General features: G+C 66.1%; 18 protein-coding genes and 4 tRNA genes. 18 read left to right on the plus strand and 4 right to left on the minus strand.

The genetic code is table 11. From position 1 onward, the window contains the following. Positions 1-79 precede the first annotated feature (79 nt). Both ACHFFZ_RS01365 and ACHFFZ_RS01370 read right to left on the minus strand, forming a co-directional pair. Positions 80-433 carry a tetratricopeptide repeat protein gene (locus ACHFFZ_RS01365; RefSeq protein ID WP_394274874.1) on the minus strand — a complete coding sequence of 118 codons (354 nt, stop codon included), beginning with the start codon at positions 431-433 and terminating at the stop codon, positions 80-82. A 124-nt stretch (positions 434-557) separates the two neighbouring features. After that, positions 558-1049: a YajQ family cyclic di-GMP-binding protein gene (locus ACHFFZ_RS01370; RefSeq protein WP_394274875.1), complete on the minus strand. Its 492-nt coding sequence runs from the start codon at positions 1047-1049 to the stop codon at positions 558-560. A 134-nt stretch (positions 1050-1183) separates the two neighbouring features. On the opposite strand from ACHFFZ_RS01370, the gene ACHFFZ_RS01375 reads away from it, so the two are divergent. From ACHFFZ_RS01375 to ahpF, 4 genes are all read left to right on the plus strand, one after another. Next, positions 1184-1269 (plus strand) — tRNA-Tyr (locus tag ACHFFZ_RS01375). Positions 1270-1377: 108 nt separating this feature from the next. Further along, positions 1378-1794: a Fur family transcriptional regulator gene (locus ACHFFZ_RS01380; RefSeq protein ID WP_394274876.1), complete on the plus strand. Its 417-nt coding sequence runs from the start codon at positions 1378-1380 to the stop codon at positions 1792-1794. Between the two features lie 157 nt (positions 1795-1951). Next, a complete protein-coding gene (gene ahpC / locus ACHFFZ_RS01385) occupies positions 1952-2515 on the plus strand; it encodes an alkyl hydroperoxide reductase subunit C (protein ID WP_394274877.1) in 564 nt (187 codons plus the stop codon). A gap of 54 nt (positions 2516-2569) precedes the next feature. Next, complete coding sequence (gene ahpF / locus ACHFFZ_RS01390; protein WP_394274878.1) at positions 2570-4156, plus strand: alkyl hydroperoxide reductase subunit F; 1587 nt, start codon at positions 2570-2572, stop codon at positions 4154-4156. Between the two features lie 71 nt (positions 4157-4227). Here the strand turns inward: ahpF and ACHFFZ_RS01395 are convergent, their stop codons facing one another. Continuing rightward, positions 4228-4947: a DeoD-type purine-nucleoside phosphorylase gene (locus ACHFFZ_RS01395; protein WP_394274879.1), complete on the minus strand. Its 720-nt coding sequence runs from the start codon at positions 4945-4947 to the stop codon at positions 4228-4230. Positions 4948-5140: 193 nt separating this feature from the next. Here ACHFFZ_RS01395 and ACHFFZ_RS01400 point away from each other — a divergent pair. The 11 genes from ACHFFZ_RS01400 to rplA all read left to right on the plus strand — a co-directional run bounded on the left by ACHFFZ_RS01400 (position 5141) and on the right by rplA (position 11144). Beyond that, positions 5141-5213: transfer RNA gene (locus ACHFFZ_RS01400), tRNA-Thr, on the plus strand. Between the two features lie 64 nt (positions 5214-5277). Next, positions 5278-5352, plus strand: a tRNA-Met gene (locus ACHFFZ_RS01405). A gap of 54 nt (positions 5353-5406) precedes the next feature. Further along, entirely contained in the window at positions 5407-5577 is a 171-nt protein-coding gene (gene rpmG / locus ACHFFZ_RS01410) for a 50S ribosomal protein L33 (protein ID WP_342091969.1), read from the plus strand. A gap of 144 nt (positions 5578-5721) precedes the next feature. Then, on the plus strand, positions 5722-6168 hold the full coding sequence (locus tag ACHFFZ_RS01415) for a MaoC family dehydratase N-terminal domain-containing protein (RefSeq protein WP_394274880.1): 447 nt from the start codon (positions 5722-5724) through the stop codon (positions 6166-6168). Beyond that, positions 6165-6581 (plus strand): MaoC/PaaZ C-terminal domain-containing protein, encoded by a 417-nt coding sequence (locus ACHFFZ_RS01420; protein WP_394274881.1) that lies wholly within the window; start codon positions 6165-6167, stop codon positions 6579-6581. The genes ACHFFZ_RS01415 and ACHFFZ_RS01420 overlap by 4 nt, the downstream gene beginning before the upstream one ends. Positions 6582-6583: 2 nt before the next feature. Next, positions 6584-7744: a UDP-N-acetylmuramate dehydrogenase gene (locus tag ACHFFZ_RS01425; RefSeq protein WP_394274895.1), complete on the plus strand. Its 1161-nt coding sequence runs from the start codon at positions 6584-6586 to the stop codon at positions 7742-7744. Positions 7745-8102: 358 nt separating this feature from the next. Further along, positions 8103-8175, plus strand: a tRNA-Trp gene (locus tag ACHFFZ_RS01430). 104 nt (positions 8176-8279) lie between these two features. Next, positions 8280-8924, plus strand: coding sequence for a preprotein translocase subunit SecE (secE, locus tag ACHFFZ_RS01435; protein ID WP_394274882.1), 645 nt, complete (start codon positions 8280-8282; stop codon positions 8922-8924). Positions 8925-8950: 26 nt separating this feature from the next. Beyond that, positions 8951-9790: a transcription termination/antitermination protein NusG gene (gene nusG / locus ACHFFZ_RS01440; RefSeq protein WP_394274883.1), complete on the plus strand. Its 840-nt coding sequence runs from the start codon at positions 8951-8953 to the stop codon at positions 9788-9790. A gap of 103 nt (positions 9791-9893) precedes the next feature. Continuing rightward, entirely contained in the window at positions 9894-10322 is a 429-nt protein-coding gene (gene rplK / locus ACHFFZ_RS01445) for a 50S ribosomal protein L11 (RefSeq protein WP_394274884.1), read from the plus strand. Between the two features lie 117 nt (positions 10323-10439). Beyond that, positions 10440-11144 (plus strand): 50S ribosomal protein L1, encoded by a 705-nt coding sequence (gene rplA, locus ACHFFZ_RS01450; protein WP_394274885.1) that lies wholly within the window; start codon positions 10440-10442, stop codon positions 11142-11144. A 179-nt stretch (positions 11145-11323) separates the two neighbouring features. Here rplA and ACHFFZ_RS01455 read toward each other — a convergent pair whose 3' ends face one another. After that, positions 11324-12079: a C40 family peptidase gene (locus ACHFFZ_RS01455; protein ID WP_394274886.1), complete on the minus strand. Its 756-nt coding sequence runs from the start codon at positions 12077-12079 to the stop codon at positions 11324-11326. A gap of 607 nt (positions 12080-12686) precedes the next feature. Between ACHFFZ_RS01455 and rplJ the strand changes: the two genes are divergently transcribed. The 3 genes from rplJ (at position 12687) to rpoB (ending at position 17574) form a co-directional block, all read left to right on the plus strand. Then, entirely contained in the window at positions 12687-13337 is a 651-nt protein-coding gene (gene rplJ, locus ACHFFZ_RS01460; RefSeq protein WP_394274887.1) for a 50S ribosomal protein L10, read from the plus strand. 32 nt (positions 13338-13369) lie between these two features. Continuing rightward, positions 13370-13765: a 50S ribosomal protein L7/L12 gene (gene rplL / locus ACHFFZ_RS01465; RefSeq protein ID WP_394274888.1), complete on the plus strand. Its 396-nt coding sequence runs from the start codon at positions 13370-13372 to the stop codon at positions 13763-13765. A gap of 323 nt (positions 13766-14088) precedes the next feature. Then, positions 14089-17574 (plus strand): DNA-directed RNA polymerase subunit beta, encoded by a 3486-nt coding sequence (gene rpoB / locus ACHFFZ_RS01470; protein WP_394274889.1) that lies wholly within the window; start codon positions 14089-14091, stop codon positions 17572-17574. The last annotated feature ends 13 nt before the right edge of the window (positions 17575-17587 follow it).

Here is a 17587-nt window from a genome sequence, read left to right on the forward strand (position 1 = left end):
GGAGTTGCCAGCAGCCCCACCCGAAAGGGCCCGGTTCCGCTCTCGCTGAGGGGCCCGGTGCCACTCTCGCTGCGAGGGCTCAGTGCAGCGCCGTGTGGTTGTCCAGGTGGCGCGGATCACCGGTCAGTGCCGCCAGCTGGCGACGCAGGCTCGCTGCCCGCTCGGTCTCGCCGTGACGCTCCAGGCTGCGCACGAGCAGCAGGGTGGCGTACTCGTCGGTTGGGTCGGCCTGCAGCAGCTGCTCGCACTGGGCGATGGCCCGTCCCAGGGAGGCGCGGTGGTAGAGGGCCCGGGCCAGGTACTCGCGGGCCAGCCGGTTGCCGGGCTCCTGCTCCAGTACCTCGCCGAAGCGGGTGACGGCCGTGGCGTAGTTGCGCTCGTCAAAGGCGGAGCGGGCCAGGCTGAATTCGAGGTCCATCGGAAGGGTGGTCATCTCAATACCTCGTAGGGGTATGTAGTGGCCGTCCAACGCAGCATCTCCTCACGCTATTCCCGGGCATGGGAGGGGCCGCTCCCAAGGCTTCGGGAGCGGCCCCTGCGCTCGTGCGCGGTCTGGCTCAGCGGTAGTTGGTGAACTGGACCGCGAAGTCGTAGTCCTGTGCCTTGACCAGCTGCTGCACGGCCTGCAGGTCATCGCGCTTCTTGGAGCTGACGCGCAGTTCCTCGCCCTGGATCTGGGTCTTGACGCCCTTGGGGCCCTCATCCCGGATCAGCTTGGAGATCTTCTTGGCGTTCTCCTGGCTGATGCCCTGCCTGGTGGTGCAGGTGATCTTCCAGACCTTGCCGCTCAGGCGCGGTTCGCCGGCGTCGAGCGCCTTGAGGTTGACGCCGCGCTTGACCAGCTTCGACTCGAAGACATCGAGCACGGCCTTGGCGCGCTCCTCGCCATTGCTCTCGATCTCGATGGCCTCGCCCGACCAGCGGATGGAGGAGTCGGTGTTCTTGAAGTCGAAGCGCTGGCTCACCTCTCGGGCGGCCTGGCCCAGTGCGTTGTCGACCTCTTGGCGATCCACCTTGCTGACGATGTCGAAGGAGCTGTCTGCTGCCATCTCTGCCTCCTGGGATGTGTGCTGCTCTGGTCTGGTGACCGAGTGACCCCATCCTGCCCCAGTTGCGCGGGGAACTCGATTTGTCGGAGCCCCGCGAACGCTGCTAGGGTTTCTTTTCGCCGAGTGATCGGCATGGCAGATTGCCCGAGTGGCCAAAGGGAGCAGACTGTAAATCTGTCGGCGTACGCCTACCTAGGTTCGAACCCTAGATCTGCCACCAAGAGCCCCGAACTCCGGTTCGGGGCTCTCGTGCATTCCCGGGCCGTCTTGGGCCGGGCTGTCATGATGGGCACCGGTCCACCGTGCGAGCAAACCAGAGGAGGCAGACGTGGGGACGATTGGGGAGCCGCAGCAGTTGTTGCGTGAAGCGGGCCTGCGCGTCACCTCCATCCGGGTGGCCGCGCTCGAGGTGGTTGCGGCGCGGCCCCATGCCGATGCCGAGCGGATCCGTGCGGGCGTCGTCGAACGTCTCGGCTCGGTGTCGGTGCAGTCGGTCTACGACACCCTCAACGTGCTGCGCACGGCCGGTGTGCTGCGCAGGGTGGAGCCGGCGGGGCATCCAGCCCGCTACGAGCTCCACGAGCACGACAACCACCACCACCTGGCCTGCAGGCAGTGCGGTGCGATCGAGGACGTGCCCTGTCCCGTGGGCAGCCAGCCGTGCATGGACCCCGATGACACGCATGGCTTCATCATCGACGAGGCCGAGGTCATCTACTGGGGGCAGTGCCCCAACTGCGCCTGAGGTGTTCCACGGGTGTGCAGCGAAGTCGCTGCGAGGTGTCCCCGGCCACGGGGCGGGGGTCTTGCCTTCCGGGGGGCGGTCGCCTAGACTGAATCTAGAACGATTCCAGTTTTTGGAAAAGTTCCAAAGTTTGGTCACCGACGAAAGGATGCCCTCAATGTCCCTCATGAACACCAAGATCAAGCCCTTCACCACCCAGGCCTACAAGGACGGCCAGTTCGTCGAGGTCAGCGAGTCCGACGTCCTCGGCAAGTGGGGCGTGTTCTTCTTCTACCCGGCCGACTTCACCTTCGTCTGCCCGACCGAGCTGGGTGACATGGCCGACCACTACGAGGAGCTCCAGGGCCTCGACGTCGAGGTCTACGCGGTCTCCACCGACTCCCACTTCGTGCACAAGGCCTGGACCCAGGCTTCCGAGGAGGTCGGCAAGATCAAGTACTACATGCTTGGCGACACCACCTGGGAGATCACCAAGAACTTCGACAACCTGCGTGAGGACGAGGGCCGCGCCGACCGCGCCACCTTCCTCGTCGACCCGGACGGCGTGATCCAGTACATCGAGGTCACCGCCGAGGGCATCGGTCGTGAGGCCGGCCAGCTGATCCGCAAGATCAAGGCCGCCCAGTACGTGCGCAACCACCCGGGCGAGGTCTGCCCCGCCAAGTGGGAAGAGGGCGAGCAGACGCTGACCCCCGGAATCGACCTCGTGGGCAAGATCTGAGCCTGCCGGCCCGGATCCAATCTGTACGTGACAACCGAGAACTAAGTAGGAGCCATGGCTGTTCTTGATTCGAACCTCACCGCGCAGTTGTCGCAGGTGCTGACCAAGGTCGTCGAGCCGATCGAGCTGATCGCCAGCCTCGACGATCGCCCCAAGTCGACCGAGATGGTCGAACTGCTCAACGAGATCGCGGCGTTGTCGGACAAGATCAGCGTCCGCACCGATGGCGACGACGCGCGCAAGCCGTCCTTCGCCATCCTGCGGACCGGCACCGAGATCGGGGTGCGCTTCGCGGGTATCCCGATGGGTCACGAGTTCAGCTCGCTGGTCCTGGCCCTGGTGCAGGTCGGCGGCAACCCGGTCAAGGAGGATGCCGACCTGATCGAGCAGGTCAAGGATCTCGACGGGGACTACGAGTTCACCACCTACATGTCCCTGACCTGCCAGAACTGCCCCACCGTGGTCCAGGCGCTCAACGCGATGAGCGTGCTGAACCCCCGCATCAAGCACACCGCCGTCGAGGGGTCGCTCTTCCAGGACGAGGTCAAGGAGAAGAACATCCTGTCGGTGCCGCAGGTCTTCCTCAACGGGGAGCCCTTCGCGTCTGGCCGGATGGACATTGCCGACTTCGTTGCCAAGCTCGACTCCGGCGCCAGTAGCAGGGCCGCGAGCAAGCTCAACGAGCGCGATCCCTATGACGTGCTCGTCGTGGGCCAGGGGCCGGCTGGTGTCGCGGCCGCCATCTACACAGCCCGCAAGGGCTTCCGCACCGGTCTGGTGGGGGAGCGCTTCGGGGGCCAGGTGCTCGACACCATGTCCATCGAGAACTTCATCTCGGTCTCCCACACTGAGGGCCCCAAGTTCGCGGCTGCCCTTGAGCAGCACGTGGGCGACTACGAGATCGACGTGATCAAGAGCCAGTCGGCCACTGCGCTGGAGACCGCGACGAGCGAAGGTGGCTTCCACACCGTCAAGTTCGGGGACGAGGCCGGACTCAAGGCCCGCACCGTGATCGTCGCCACCGGCGCCAAGTGGCGATTGATGGGCGTGCCCGGCGAAGAGGAGTACCGCAACAAGGGCGTCACCTTCTGCCCCCACTGCGACGGCCCCCTGTTCAAGGGCAAGAGCATCGCCGTCGTGGGTGGCGGCAACTCCGGCGTCGAGGCGGCCATCGACCTGGCCGGCGTGGTGGACCACGTCACCGTCGTCGAGTTCCTCGACGAGATGAAGGCTGACGGAGTGCTGCAGGACAAGCTGCGTTCGATGCCCAATGTCGACATCGTCACCGGTGCGCAGACCACCGAGGTGGTCGGCGATGGCTCCCAGGTGACCGGACTGAAGTACAAGGTACGCGCCACCGGCGAGGAGAAGCAGCTCGACCTGGCGGGCGTCTTCGTCCAGATCGGCCTGCTGCCCACCACCCAGTGGCTGCAGGAGTCCGGCGTCGAGCTCACGGCGCGCGGCGAGGTCCAGGTGAACGAGCGTGGCGAGACCTCGGTGCCGGGCGTCTTCGCCGCGGGCGACTGCTCCACCGTGCCGTACAAGCAGATCGTGGTTGCCCAGGGCTCCGGCGCCACCGCGGCGCTGAGCGCCTTCGACCACATCATCCGCACCCAGCAGGGTGAGGCCGCCACGGCCTGATCCTGCCCCGCCATAGGCAGCTGCGGCCCGCCCTGTGAAGGGTGGGCCGCAGCTGCGCCGTGTTCCGGGGGTCAGGCCATGAGTCCTGCGACCGCGATCTCCAGGGCCGGTGCGAAGCGGGTCTCGCGCTCGGCGTGGTCCATGTCGCCGGCCCCGTTCTTGATGTGGTCGCTGACAGTCAGGACGCTGAGTGCCTCGGCACGCTCGGCCAGGGCGCAGGCGTAGAGTCCGGACGTCTCCATCTCCACGGCCAGGGTGCCCACCTTGTCGAGTCCCGCCGTCATCTCCGGCCGGTCCAGGTAGAAGAAGTCGCTGGAGTGGACGGCGCCCAGGTGCACGCGCGCCCCCTGTGGGGGAGTGCTGCGGGCCCGCTCAGCGGCGCCGCGCAGCATGTCGAAGCTCGCAGCCAAGGACAGGGTCACGTCGGGAACCGTGATCGTCGACACCGCAGAGTTGGTGTGGGCGGCCGTGGCGATGACGATGTCGCGCACGGCGATGTCGTCGCTGATCGCGCCGGCGGTGCCGACGCGGCAGATGCGGCGCACCCCGTAGAAGCGGTAGAGCTCCGTCGCGTAGAGGCTCATGGTGGGAATGCCCATGCCGGAGGCCATCACGCTCATCCTGTGCCCTTGGTGGGTGCCGGTGAAGACGGGATTGCCCCGCACATCGCTCACCATGCGAGCGTCAGTGAGGAAGTCTTCGGCAATGCGGCGGGCTCGGTTCGGGTCGCCGGGCATGAGTACGAGCTCGGCGATCTCACCCTTGTCGGCGGAGATGTGGGGTGTGGCCATGGGATGTCCTTCAGGTCGACGAGCGTGTCTGCGTGAGCCAAGACTAGGCAGCTTGGGCTCGATTTGGAATTGGTGGCCGGTGTGTCCTAAACTTCTTCGGGTCGCCTTCGAAGAGCAGAGTTGATCGAGGACGGCAGGCCGGGCAAGGATTTTGAAGAAGGCGAAACCTTCCGATAGAGTAATTCCTCGGCAAGCCCCTATAGCTCAGTAGGTAGAGCGTCTCCATGGTAAGGAGAAGGTCAGCAGTTCGATTCTGCTTGGGGGCTCTGATTGTTCACGGATGGCCGTTGACCCAGCGGCACGGGAGACCGAGCAGTCCGCGAGCATCTTGGCGGGGTAGCTCAGGGGTAGAGCAAGCGGCTCATAATCGCTGTGTCGCGGGTTCGATTCCCGCCTCCGCTACCAAGACAGACCACCTGCCAGACGGCAGTACCGCTCCCAGCACACGAAGGAATTACCATGGCCAAGAAGGGCGGGGACATTCGTCCCAAGATCACGCTTGCCTGCACCGAGTGCAAGGAGCGCAACTACATCACCAAGAAGAATCGTCGCAACAACCCCGATCGTCTTGAGCTGAAGAAGTTCTGCCCCAAGTGCACCTCTCACACCGCGCACCGCGAGACCCGCTGAGCGCAGCACAGCTTCACGATCCGGCCGTCACCTTCGGGTGGCGGCCGGTTCTGTCATGTCCAGGGATTCCGCCGGGGGATCGTCGTGACGACCGGGGGCGCGCGGTGAACGACCTCCGGGCGGCACCGGGCTAGCCTTGTGGGCATGCCGATCACCCCTGAACACGTCGGGCGCAACTACCCGCCCACCGAGCCCTACCGGATCAGTAGGGCCAAGATCGCCGAGTTCGCCGCTGCCCTGGGAGGATCCGAGGGCGGCGACCGGAACCCGGCCTATGCGGGGCAGGCGCCCGTCGCGCCGCCCACCTTTGCCATGGTGATCGGTGCCCGGGCCTGGCAGTCCCTGTTCGACGATCCCGAGCTCGACCTGGCCCTGATGCGCACCATGCACGCCGACCAGGCCTTCGAATGGTCTCGCCCGATGCGGGAGGGTGACGACGTGGTGGCACGGCTTTCCATCGAGAAGGTTCGCAATCGCGGCACCGTGGACATGGTGACCATCGCCGTCGAGATGACCACCGTCGAGGGCGAACACCTGTGCACCGGCAGGAGTCAGTTGGTCCACACGCGCGCCGAGGAGGTCGCGGCATGAGCTTCGATCCCATCACCGTGGCCGTCGGCGACGAGCTGCCCAGGCTGGAGGTCCACGTCACGCGCGAGTCGGTCGTGCGCTACAGCGGCGCCTCGACCGACCTCAACCCGATCCACTTCAGTGATCGCCATGCGCAGCGCATCGGGCTCGACGGGGTCGTCGCCCACGGCATGTGGACCATGGGCACCGCGCTGCGCGTGGTCACCGACTGGTGCGAGGACCTCAGCAGGGTGCAGCACTACTTCGTCCGCTTCACTCGTCCCGTGCAAGTGCCTGACACCGACGAGGGGGTGCTGGTGAGCTTCGGGGGCCGGGTGACTGCCGTCGAGGACGGCATCGCGCAGGTGCAGCTCGAGGCCGCCTGCGGCCAGGACAAGGTGCTGGGCGCGGTCAAGGTGGAGGTGCGGCTGTGAACCTGCCCGAACTGCCCAACAGCTCCATCGTGGGGATCGGTTCCGACCTGGACCCCGGGTGCGAGGTGAACCACGTCGACTTCGGGGCGGTCTCCTCGCACGAGGCAAGTGCATCGCCCCGGCTGGCCGACCACACCACCTTCCGACTGGGGGGACCCGCCCACAGGTTCGTGGAGGCCACCACTGACCGCGAACTCATCGACGCGGTCCTGGAGGCCGACCGGTCGGGGGAGAAGCTCCTGGTCCTGTCCGGTGGCTCCAACCTGGTGGTCGCCGACGAGGGCTTCGACGGCACGGTGGTCAAGGTGTCCACCAAGGGCATCAGTGCCGACGTCTCGGGCTGTGGCGGGGCCGTGGTGACCGTTGCTGCAGGCGAGGTCTGGGACGACTTCGTCGCCCACGCCATCTCCCAGGAGTGGCTCGGGATCGAGACCCTCTCGGGGATTCCGGGCCTGGTGGGCTCCACGCCCATCCAGAATGTCGGGGCCTACGGCAGTGATGTCTCCCAGACGATCTACCGGGTCCGCACCCTGGACCGGGCCACCGGCGAGTACCGGACCTTCTCGGCCGCGGAGTGCGAGTTCTCCTACCGTGACTCGGTCTTCAAGCGCACCCGGATGCCCGACGGCGGGCCGACGGGTCGCTATGTGGTGCTGGAGGTGACCTTCCAGCTGCTGCTGGGCACGCGTTCGGCCCCGGTGCGCTACCAGGAGCTGGCCAATCGCCTCGGGGTTGCCCTGGGCGAGCGGTCGTGGACGCCCCAGGTGCGAGAGGCCGTGCTGGAGCTGCGCCGCGGCAAGGGCATGGTCAGCGATCCCGAGGATCCCGACACCTGGAGTGCGGGCAGTTTCTTCACCAATCCGGTGCTCGACGAGTCCCTTGCCGAGCAGCTGCCGACCAATGCCCCGCGCTATCCGGCGGGTCATGGCCAGGTGAAGTCGTCGGCTGCGTGGCTGATCGACCATGCGGGTTTCGGAAAGGGCTTCAGCATCGGCGAGGGAGCCAGCCTGTCGACCAAGCACACGCTCGCGCTCACCAACCGGGGCACCGCCAGCACCGCTGACGTGATGCGGTTGGCGGCGACCGTCCGGGATGGTGTGGAGCAGCGCTTCGGGGTCCACCTGGTGCCCGAGCCGGTGCTGGTGGGGTGCTCCATTGGGTGAGGACCCGGCGCCGTGGCAGGGATCGTGACCGTCTCGCAGCATCGCAATCGAGCGTGCGAAGCGGATCCCAAGCCATGGATCTGCGGGGGCGGTTGCGGCGCACTCGACATGTCGACGGTGGGGCCGTCCGTGCCCAGTCGGTACTCCGGCAGGGGGAGCGCAGTGGCTGCAGCGTCAGGTCATGGAACCGTGCCAGCTGGATCGCCGCCATCGGGTGGATGACGCCCCCCCGCGCCGTGCGCATGCCGTCCGGACCGCGCTGGCCGGCATGTGCGGGGAGCTGTGATGGCTCGGTTCGACTCCAGCGGGGAAAGCGCCTATACTTTACATCTTGGCGGGACCTTTACGGTGCCGTTGAAGGGCAATAGCTCAATTGGCAGAGCAGCGGTCTCCAAAACCGCAGGTTGGGGGTTCAAGTCCCTCTTGCCCTGCGAAGCAGGTTCCTCCTGCTGAACAGTCCAGGCTCGCAGGGGCGGGCATGCCGATCCGAAAGGGTCATAGCCATAGCCGAGAGGCGCCAACGCGAAGGAAGACCGTGACCGACGACCAGACGCGCAAGTCTTCAGAAGCCGCGGATGACCAGTCGGGCCTCTATCCCCGCATCGACGAGGTGGCCGGGGAACGCTTGGCCCACCCGAACGGCACCGGAGACCAAACCACCATCGACGAGTCGCAGATCATCGACGACGAGGCCGAAGAGCTGAAGGGCGAGCCGGTTCCGGACGCCACGCCCGACAGGGCCGATCCCCAGGACATGGTGGTCGACGATCCCCAGCAGCTGGAGCAGGCCGAGCAGGTCGCTGCTCGTGCCCGTTCCTCTCGCCCCGTGCGTCGCTCGAAGCCCCAAGCCCAGCCCGGCGCGGCCTCCGCGTCCGAGGGCCATGAAGTGGCGGCTCGACCTGCGCCGGCACCGCGCCCGGTGCGTCGCCGGGCAGCGCCGAAGACCCCGGCCCAGGCCAACGCTCGGTCGGGTGCAGCACAGAAGGGCTCCGGTCGGACGACGCCCGCGACCTTCGTCAGCCAGTCCGCCGACGAGCTCCGCAAGGTCATCTGGCCCACTGGTTCACAGCTCAGCCAGTACTTCGTCGTGGTCCTGCTCTTCGTCCTGTTCATCGTCGCCTATGTCGGCCTGCTCGATCCCGCCTTCGGCTGGGTCGTGCTCAAGCTGCTCGGCAACTGACCCAGTCCCAATCCACGGAGATCCTTGTGACCAACAATCCTGAGTTCGACGAACCCGCCGACGAGACCCCCGAGGTCGAGATCGACCTGGGCCAGTTCGACGACGCCGAGGAGGCGGATGCTCCCGAGCAGGAGCTGAACCTCGACTTCGGCGAGGACCTGGCCGAGGAGGCCGACGGCATCGAGCTGAATTTCGGCGACGATGAGCCTGAGGAGGACGAGTCCGAGGAGGGTGTACCCGTGGACGGCGACCCCGCCCTGGAGGCAGCCCTCGAGGAGCTGCGACAGGAGCTGCGCACCAAGTTCGGCGAGTGGTACGTCATCCACACCTACTCCGGCATGGAGAACCGTGTGAAGCAGAACCTCGATGCTCGCGTCCAGACGCTGAACATGGAGGACTACATCTTCGAGACGGTCGTGCCCACCGAGCAGGCCATCGAGATCCGCAATGGTGCCCGCAAGACCGTCACCCGCACGGTCCTGCCCGGCTACGTGCTGGTTCGCATGGACCTGACGGATGACTCCTGGGGCACCGTGCGCCATACCCCGTCGGTCACCGGTTTCGTCGGCAACGGCCAGACCCCGGTCCCGCTGAGCCTCGAAGAGGTCGAGCAGATGCTCACCCCGTCGGTGGCCGCGCGCGTGGCCTCCGAGCAGGCCACTCCGACTCCGAGCACCCGCAAGAAGATCGAGGTCGTCGACTTCTCCGTGGGTGACTCCGTCCAGGTGGTGGACGGCCCCTTCGCCGGGGTGCACGCCACCATCACCGAGATCAACGTGAACAGCCAGCGGCTGAAGGCCCTGGTCGAGATCCTGGGTCGTGAGACCCCGGTCGACCTGACCTTCCCGCAGATCGCCCGGATCTGATCCGCGGCCTTCGCGCGTTCACGTCAGGCCGATCCGCCAGGTCGGCCATGCACCACCCGCGGTGACGCAAACCGCGTCACCCAGCCAAGAAAAGGACCCAAACATGCCTCCCAAGAAGAAGGTAGCGGCACTCGTCAAGGTCGCCCTGCAGGCGGGCGCTGCCACTCCTGCTCCTCCCGTCGGTACGGCCCTCGGCCCGCACGGCGTCAACATCATGGAGTTCTGCAAGGCGTACAACGCCAAGACGGAATCCCAGCGTGGCAACATCGTCCCCGTCGAGATCACCATCTACGAGGACCGCACGTTCACCTTCATCACGAAGACGCCGCCGGCTGCCGAGCTGATCAAGAAGGCCGCTGGCCTCAGCAAGGGCTCCGCCGTCCCGCACAAGGACAAGGTCGGCAAGCTCACCAAGGACCAGATCCGCGAGATCGCCACGACCAAGCTGCCCGACCTGAACGCGAATGACGTCGAGTCCGCGATGAAGATCGTCGAGGGCACCGCCCGTTCGATGGGCGTCGCGGTCGACTGATCCCGGTGCCCGCTCGCGGGCATCCCCCTGGGAGGGTCGAGCGCGGCCCGTACCAGAACCTGGTGGACCGGCCCACGAGGCCGGCCGCACACAAGACACACGTTAGGAACCAGACAGATGAAGCGCAGCAAGGCCTACAGGGCCGCCGCCGAGAAGCGTGACGAGAACGAGCTGTACACGGCCGAGAAGGCCCTCGAGATCGTCAAGTCCGGAGCGTCGGCCAAGTTCGACGAGACCATCGATGTCGCCATGCGGCTGGGCGTCGATCCTCGCAAGGCGGACCAGATGGTCCGCGGTACCGTCAACCTCCCGCACGGCACCGGCAAGACGGCAAGGGTCCTTGTCTTCGCCAATGGCGCCAATGCCGAGGCTGCTCGTGCAGCTGGCGCGGACGAGGTTGGCTCGGACGAGCTGATCGAGAAGGTGGCTGGCGGCTACCTCGACTTCGACGCCGTCGTGGCAACCCCCGACCTGATGGGCAAGGTTGGTCGACTGGGTCGAGTGCTGGGCCCCCGCGGCCTGATGCCGAACCCGAAGACCGGCACCGTGACCATGGATGTCGCCAAGGCCGTCAATGACATCAAGGGTGGCAAGATCGAGTTCCGTGTGGACCGTCACGCCAACCTGCACTTCCTGATCGGCAAGGCGTCCTTCGACCAGGCCAAGCTCGACGAGAACTACTTCGCCGCGCTGGACGAGATCCTGCGACTGAAGCCGAATGCCTCGAAGGGCCGCTACATCCGCAAGATCACGGTCTCCTCGACGATGGGCCCCGGTGTCGCCATTGACCCGACCCAGACCAAGCCGACCGAGCAGGATTGATCCGCTCGCAGGCCTGAACTGCCCGCAGCCCCGCTCCTGGGACTGCGGGCAGTTTCTGCGTCCCGAGTGGGGCTGCAGTGCGCCGGGCGCATGCAGGTACGCATGAAGGGCCGCTCCCGGGTGGGGGCGCGGCCCTTCATGCATCTACCCGGTCATTCGGGCCCGGACGGGGTGGTGGATCAGGCGGGACGCACGGCGCCGCGGTAGGGCATCGTGTTCATCTTGACCTTCTTGACCACGGAACGGGAGTTCGGCGCGTGGATGACGTCGCCATTGCCGACGTAGATGCCGACGTGGCCGCCGCCGTAGAAGGAGATGATGTCGCCGGGCTGCAGGTTGCTCTTGGAGACCTTGCGCAGGCCGTTGTACTGGGCGTAGGAGGTGCGCGGGATGCTCACACCAGCGGAGCGCCAGGCAGCGCCGGTCAGGCCGGAGCAGTCGAAGGCCCTGGGACCTGTGGCGCCGTAGACATAGGGCTTGCCCAGCTGGGCGTGGGCGAAGTTGACCGCGCGCTGCGCCTTGCTGGACGAGGCGGTGACGCTGCTGGTCACGGTGCGCTTCTTGGCTGCGGTCTTCTTGGCGCCAGCGCCCACGCGCAGGTAGCTCAGGGTTCGCTTGTCGAGGGTGCCGGTGGCGGCGATGCCGCGCGAGGCCTGGTAGGACTTCACGGCCGCGCGGGTCTGGGTGCCGAAGTAGCCGGTCGCCGGCACACGGAAGCCCACCTGGGTGAGGGCATTCTGCAGGGACTTGACTTGGCTTCCACGGGAGCCGTAGCCCAGGTTGCTCGAGATCTTCTTGGCGTGGCTCATCGAGCAGTACACATTGGCCCGGCTGCTGCACACGGCGGCCTCGGCGGGGGCTGCGGTGGCGAAGGTGCCGGCGCCCAGGGCGGCAGTGGCAGCGACGGCTACGGCGGTGGTGCGAATCGTGGACATGGTTCCTCTTGTCTGGTCGGACAGGCGCGATTGCCTCGGCACCGCCGGTCGTTCATGTGGATGCCACCCCACGGGGCGACTCGGATCACAGTACGACCCTGAGTGTTCTTCACCAACTCTCAGATTCGGTTAAGGAATTTGTCGGAGCGTCACCGTCGCTCCTGCGCTGTGCTGAACCTCATGGTGGCTAGCGATTACGCGAAAGGTGAATACGTTGGTGTGATTTTTCCCACATCAGGAAGCACGGGCAGTGGCATGGTGGTTGGGTGGCGCATCGCGTCGCCGTAATGACCGCCGGAGGGCGCAGCCGGATCCAGCTGGAGGAGGATCACTTTCGATTTGGAGCCAGGCAGTTGATGGCCTAGAGTCAAAGGGCCGAAGACCGCTGGTGGTGACGAAAGACACATGGGCAACCGTGTGGCGCCCGCGCAGGTGACCGCTGTACAACGCTGGACAGTCACGCATCCTCTGAGGGTGCGTCGATCTCCACGGTTGCCCCGCGCCACCAGAGGCGACGGGGCTTTTTTCATGTCACCGATCGGGATCCGGCACACGGCGAACCGCCCACGGGTGGTTCGCGCACTACAGGAAGTGGGAAGGAGACCCAATGGCTAGGCCAGACAAGGCAGCTGCGGTCGACGAGCTGAAGCAGAGCTTCACCAACGCCGACGCAGCCGTGCTGACCGAGTACCGCGGACTCACCGTGAGCAATCTGAAGGATCTGCGCAGGTCGCTCGGCGAGGACGCAACCTATGCCGTTGCGAAGAACACCCTGACCACGATCGCGGCCAAGGAAGCTGGCATTGAGGGGCTCGACGAGCAGCTCACCGGCCCCACCGCTATCGCCTTCATCAACGGTGACATCGCCACCGTTGCGAAGGGTCTGCGCGACTTCGCAAAGGCCAACCCCCTCCTGGTGATCAAGGGCGGCGTGATGGACGGAAAGGTCCTGAACGCCGACGAGGTCAAGAAGCTTGCCGATCTCGAATCGCGCGAGGTTCTGCTCGCCAAGATGGCCGGCGCAATGCAGGCCAGCCTGCAGCAGGCCGTCTACCTGTTCGCCGCTCCGCTCTCCCAGGCCGCTCGCGCCCTGGGTGCGCTGGAGACCAAGGCGCAGGCCGACCCCTCGGTCATTGCTGGAGCCGGCCAGGCTCCCGCTGCCCAGGAGACCGTCTCCGAGGATTCCTCGGAGGCCCCCGCCGCTGATGCGGCAGATGATGCAGCCCAGGCTGCTGACACCACCGACGCGGCCAACTGACGCTGCATCAGAACAGTAAGGAAAGGACCATCATGGCAAAGCTCAGCACCGAAGAGCTCCTTGACGCCTTCAAGGAGATGACCCTGATCGAGCTCAGCGAGTTCGTCAAGCAGTTCGAGGACGCCTTCGGCGTCACCGCCGCTGCCCCCGTCGCCGTTGCCGCCGCTCCCGCGGCCGGTGGTGGCGCGGGCGACGCCGCTGCCGAGGACGAGGGCTCCGACGAGGTCGATGTCATCCTCGAGTCGGCCGGCGACAAGAAGATCCAGGTCATCAAGGAGGTGCGCGCCCTCACCAGCCTCGGCCTGAAGGAGGCCAAGGACCTCGTCGAGGGTGCCCCGAAGCCCGTCCTGGAGAAGGTTGCCAAGGACGCCGCTGCCAAGGCCAAGGAGCAGCTCGAGGCTGCCGGCGCCACCGTCACCGTCAAGTGACAACGTCCCCTTCGGGGGAGCGCTGGAGGCCAGGGGCGGGTGCCACCATCACGGTGGCGCCCGCCCCTGCTGCATGCCCGGCCGGGTCGGAGTTGAGTCGGGGCGGGCGTGGGGTAGTGTGAAGGCTGCTCGGGAGGACGAGCCGCAGGGTCGCGGCCACCGGATGATCACCCGCCGCACCGCTGTGCGCGGAAGTTGAAATCGGGGCGCCCTTGTCGTAACGTGTGTTCTTGCCCCATCGCCACACTGATGACCCGGGACTTGACTCGGGCCGTTCAGCATGCACAAAGAACCCTTTCCGAGTTCTTGGAAGGACCAATATCTTGGCCGCCTCGCGCACTGCGTCGAAGAACACGAATGTCGTCTCCACCAGCGGACGAATCTCCTTCGCGAAGATCCATGAACCGCTCGAAGTCCCGAATCTCCTCGACCTCCAGACGAAGTCCTTCGACTGGCTGATCGGCAACGAGGCCTGGCGCACCAGCGTCGAGGAAGCCCTTGCTGCAGGTCGCACCGACATCAACACCAAGTCCGGACTGGAGGAGATCTTCGAGGAGATCTCCCCGATCGAGGACTTCTCCGAGACGATGTCGCTGAGCTTCCGCGACCACCGCTTCGAGAGCCCAAAGTACTCCGTGGAGGAGTGCAAGGACCGCGACGTCACCTACGCGGCACCCCTGTTCGTCACCGCCGAGTTCATGAACAACGACACCGGCGAGATCAAGAGCCAGACGGTCTTCATCGGCGACTTCCCGCTGATGACCGACAAGGGCACCTTCGTGATCAACGGCACCGAGCGCGTCGTGGTCTCCCAGCTGGTCCGTTCCCCCGGCGTCTACTTCGAACAGACCCCCGACAAGACCTCCGACAAGGACATCTTCACCTGCAAGGTGATCCCCTCGCGTGGTGCGTGGCTCGAGTTCGAGGTCGACAAGCGCGACCTGGTCGGCGTGCGCCTGGACCGCAAGCGCAAGCAGAACGTCACCGTCCTGCTCAAGGCGCTGGGCTGGAGCGAGGAGCGCATCCTCGAGGAGTTCAGCGAGTACGAGTCGATCCGCCAGACCCTGGAGAAGGACAACGTCTCCACCCAGGACGAGGCCCTGCTCGACATCTACCGCAAGCTGCGTCCTGGCGAGCCGCCGGCCCGCGATGCTGCCGAGGCGCTGCTGAAGAACTACTACTTCAACCCGAAGCGTTATGACCTGGCCAAGGTCGGTCGCTACAAGATCAACAAGAAGCTGGGCATGGGGCTGCCCTTCGACCAGCAGGTGCTGACCATCGACGACATCGTCGCGGCCATCCACTATGTCTGCGCGCTGCACGAGGGCAAGACCGAGCTGCAGCGTGATGACGTCACCGTCATCGTCGAAGAGGACGACATCGACCACTGCGGCAACCGTCGCCTGCGCACGGTCGGAGAGCTGATCCAGAACCAGCTGCGCACCGGCCTGGGCCGCATGGAGCGCGTGGTCCGCGACCGCATGACCACGCAGGACCTCGAGGCCATCACGCCGCAGACCCTGATCAACATCCGTCCGGTGACCGCGGCGCTGAAGGAGTTCTTCGGTACCTCGCAGCTGTCGCAGTTCATGGACCAGAACAACCCGCTCGCCGGCCTGACGCACAAGCGTCGTCTGTCCGCGCTGGGCCCCGGTGGTCTGTCCCGTGACCGCGCCGGCATGGAGGTCCGAGACGTCCACCCGTCGCACTACGGCCGCATGTGCCCCATCGAGACCCCCGAAGGCCCGAACATCGGCCTGATCGGCTCGCTGGCCTCCTTCGCCCGCGTGAACGCCTTCGGCTTCATCGAGACCCCCTACCGCAAGGTCGAGGACGGTGTGGTGACCAACCAGATCGACTACCTCACCGCGGATGAGGAGGACCGTTACGTCATCGCCCAGGCCAATGCCGAGATCGACGAGAACGGCCAGTTCGCCGAGGAGCGCGTCCTGGTGCGCATCAAGCACGGCGACGTGGACACCGTGCCGCGCAATGACGTGGAGTACATGGACGTCTCGCCGCGCCAGATGGTCTCGGTGGCCACCGCGCTGATCCCCTTCCTCGAGCACGATGACGCCTCGCGTGCCCTGATGGGTGCCAACATGCAGCGACAGGCTGTCCCGTTGCTGCGCAACGAGGCTCCCTTCGTCGGCACCGGCATGGAGTACCGCTCGGCCATCGACGTCGGCGACGTCACCGTGGCCAGCAAGGCCGGCGTGGTCATGGCCGTCTCGGCCGACATGATCGACGTCGCCTGTGACGACGGCACCTACCAGACCTACCAGCTTCAGAAGTTCAAGCGCTCCAATGCCGGCACCTGCATCAACCAGCGTCCGCTGGTCACCCAGGGCCAGCGTGTCGAGGTCGGCACCCCGCTGGCCGACGGCCCCTGCACCGACGGTGGCGAGATGGCCCTGGGCAAGAACCTGCTCGTGGCCTTCATGAGCTGGGAGGGCCACAACTACGAGGACGCGATCATCCTCTCGCAGCGCCTGGTCCAGGACGACGTCCTCACCTCGATCCACATCGAGGAGCACGAGGTCGACGCCCGCGACACCAAGCTGGGCCCCGAGGAGATCACCCGCGACATCCCCAATGTCTCGGAGGAGATGGTGGCCAACCTCGACGAGCGCGGCATCATCCGCATCGGCGCCGAGGTCGGCACCGGCGACATCCTGGTCGGCAAGGTGACGCCCAAGGGCGAGACCGAGCTCACCCCGGAGGAGCGCCTGCTGCGCGCCATCTTCGGTGAGAAGGCCCGTGAGGTGCGCGACACCTCCATGAAGGTGCCCCACGGCGAGACCGGTGTGGTCATCGGCGTGCGCGTCTTCGACCGCGACGAGGGTGACGAGCTGCCCCCCGGTGTCAACCAGCTGGTGCGGGTGTACGTGGCCCAGAAGCGCAAGCTCCAGACCGGAGACAAGCTGGCCGGCCGTCACGGCAACAAGGGTGTCATCTCCAAGATCCTGCCCGTCGAGGACATGCCCTTCCTCGAGGACGGCACCCCCGTCGACATCGTGCTGAACCCGATGGGTGTTCCCTCGCGAATGAACGTGGGTCAGGTGCTGGAGAACCACCTCGGGTGGATCGCCAAGACCGGGTGGGACATCGAGGGTGTCGAGGGGGAGTGGGCCGATCGTCTGCGCGATGTCGGTCTGAGCCACGTCGACGGCAATTCCCGTCTGGCGACCCCGGTCTTCGACGGTGCCAACGAGGCCGAGATCTCCGGCCTGCTGGAGAACGGCATCCCGACCCGTGACGGCGACCACCTGGTCGACTCCGACGGCAAGGCACGCCTGTTCGACGGCCGTTCCGGCGAGCCGTACCCGGAGAAGGTCGGCGTGGGCTACATGTACATGCTCAAGCTGCACCACCTCGTGGATGACAAGATCCACGCCCGTTCGACCGGTCCGTACTCGATGATCACCCAGCAGCCCCTGGGCGGCAAGGCGCAGTTCGGTGGCCAGCGCTTCGGTGAGATGGAGGTGTGGGCCATGGAGGCCTATGGCGCCGCCTGGGCACTGCAGGAGCTGCTCACCATCAAGTCCGATGACGTCCCCGGCCGCGTGAAGGTCTACGAGGCCATCGTCAAGGGCGAGAACATCCCGGAGCCGGGTATCCCCGAGTCCTTCAAGGTTCTGGTCAAGGAGATGAAGTCGCTCTGCCTGAACGTGGAGGTCCTCTCCAGCGACGGCACCGTCGTCGAGCTGCGTGACAGCGAGGACGACTACCGCAGCGCGGAGGACTTCGGCATCGATCTCTCCCGTCGTCCCGGCAGCGAGTCCTTCGCGGCCGTCGACGAAGTCTGAGTTCCCACTCAGT

Source organism: Luteococcus sp. (assembly GCF_043424415.1).
Lineage (GTDB): Bacteria > Actinomycetota > Actinomycetes > Propionibacteriales > Propionibacteriaceae > Luteococcus.

Excerpts from the sequence above, each read along its gene's own strand:
- ACHFFZ_RS01365 (WP_394274874.1), bottom strand. The coding sequence starts at position 433 with ATGACCACCCTTCCGATGGACCTCGAATTCAGCCTGGCCCGCTCCGCC.
- ACHFFZ_RS01370 (WP_394274875.1), bottom strand. The coding sequence starts at position 1,049 with ATGGCAGCAGACAGCTCCTTCGACATCGTCAGCAAGGTGGATCGCCAA.
- ahpC (WP_394274877.1), top strand. The coding sequence starts at position 1,952 with ATGTCCCTCATGAACACCAAGATCAAGCCCTTCACCACCCAGGCCTAC.
- ahpF (WP_394274878.1), top strand. The coding sequence starts at position 2,570 with ATGGCTGTTCTTGATTCGAACCTCACCGCGCAGTTGTCGCAGGTGCTG.
- ACHFFZ_RS01395 (WP_394274879.1), bottom strand. The coding sequence starts at position 4,947 with ATGGCCACACCCCACATCTCCGCCGACAAGGGTGAGATCGCCGAGCTC.
- rpmG (WP_342091969.1), top strand. The coding sequence starts at position 5,407 with ATGGCCAAGAAGGGCGGGGACATTCGTCCCAAGATCACGCTTGCCTGC.
- ACHFFZ_RS01415 (WP_394274880.1), top strand. The coding sequence starts at position 5,722 with ATGCCGATCACCCCTGAACACGTCGGGCGCAACTACCCGCCCACCGAG.
- ACHFFZ_RS01420 (WP_394274881.1), top strand. The coding sequence starts at position 6,165 with ATGAGCTTCGATCCCATCACCGTGGCCGTCGGCGACGAGCTGCCCAGG.
- rplK (WP_394274884.1), top strand. The coding sequence starts at position 9,894 with ATGCCTCCCAAGAAGAAGGTAGCGGCACTCGTCAAGGTCGCCCTGCAG.
- rplA (WP_394274885.1), top strand. The coding sequence starts at position 10,440 with ATGAAGCGCAGCAAGGCCTACAGGGCCGCCGCCGAGAAGCGTGACGAG.
- ACHFFZ_RS01455 (WP_394274886.1), bottom strand. The coding sequence starts at position 12,079 with ATGTCCACGATTCGCACCACCGCCGTAGCCGTCGCTGCCACTGCCGCC.
- rplJ (WP_394274887.1), top strand. The coding sequence starts at position 12,687 with ATGGCTAGGCCAGACAAGGCAGCTGCGGTCGACGAGCTGAAGCAGAGC.
- rplL (WP_394274888.1), top strand. The coding sequence starts at position 13,370 with ATGGCAAAGCTCAGCACCGAAGAGCTCCTTGACGCCTTCAAGGAGATG.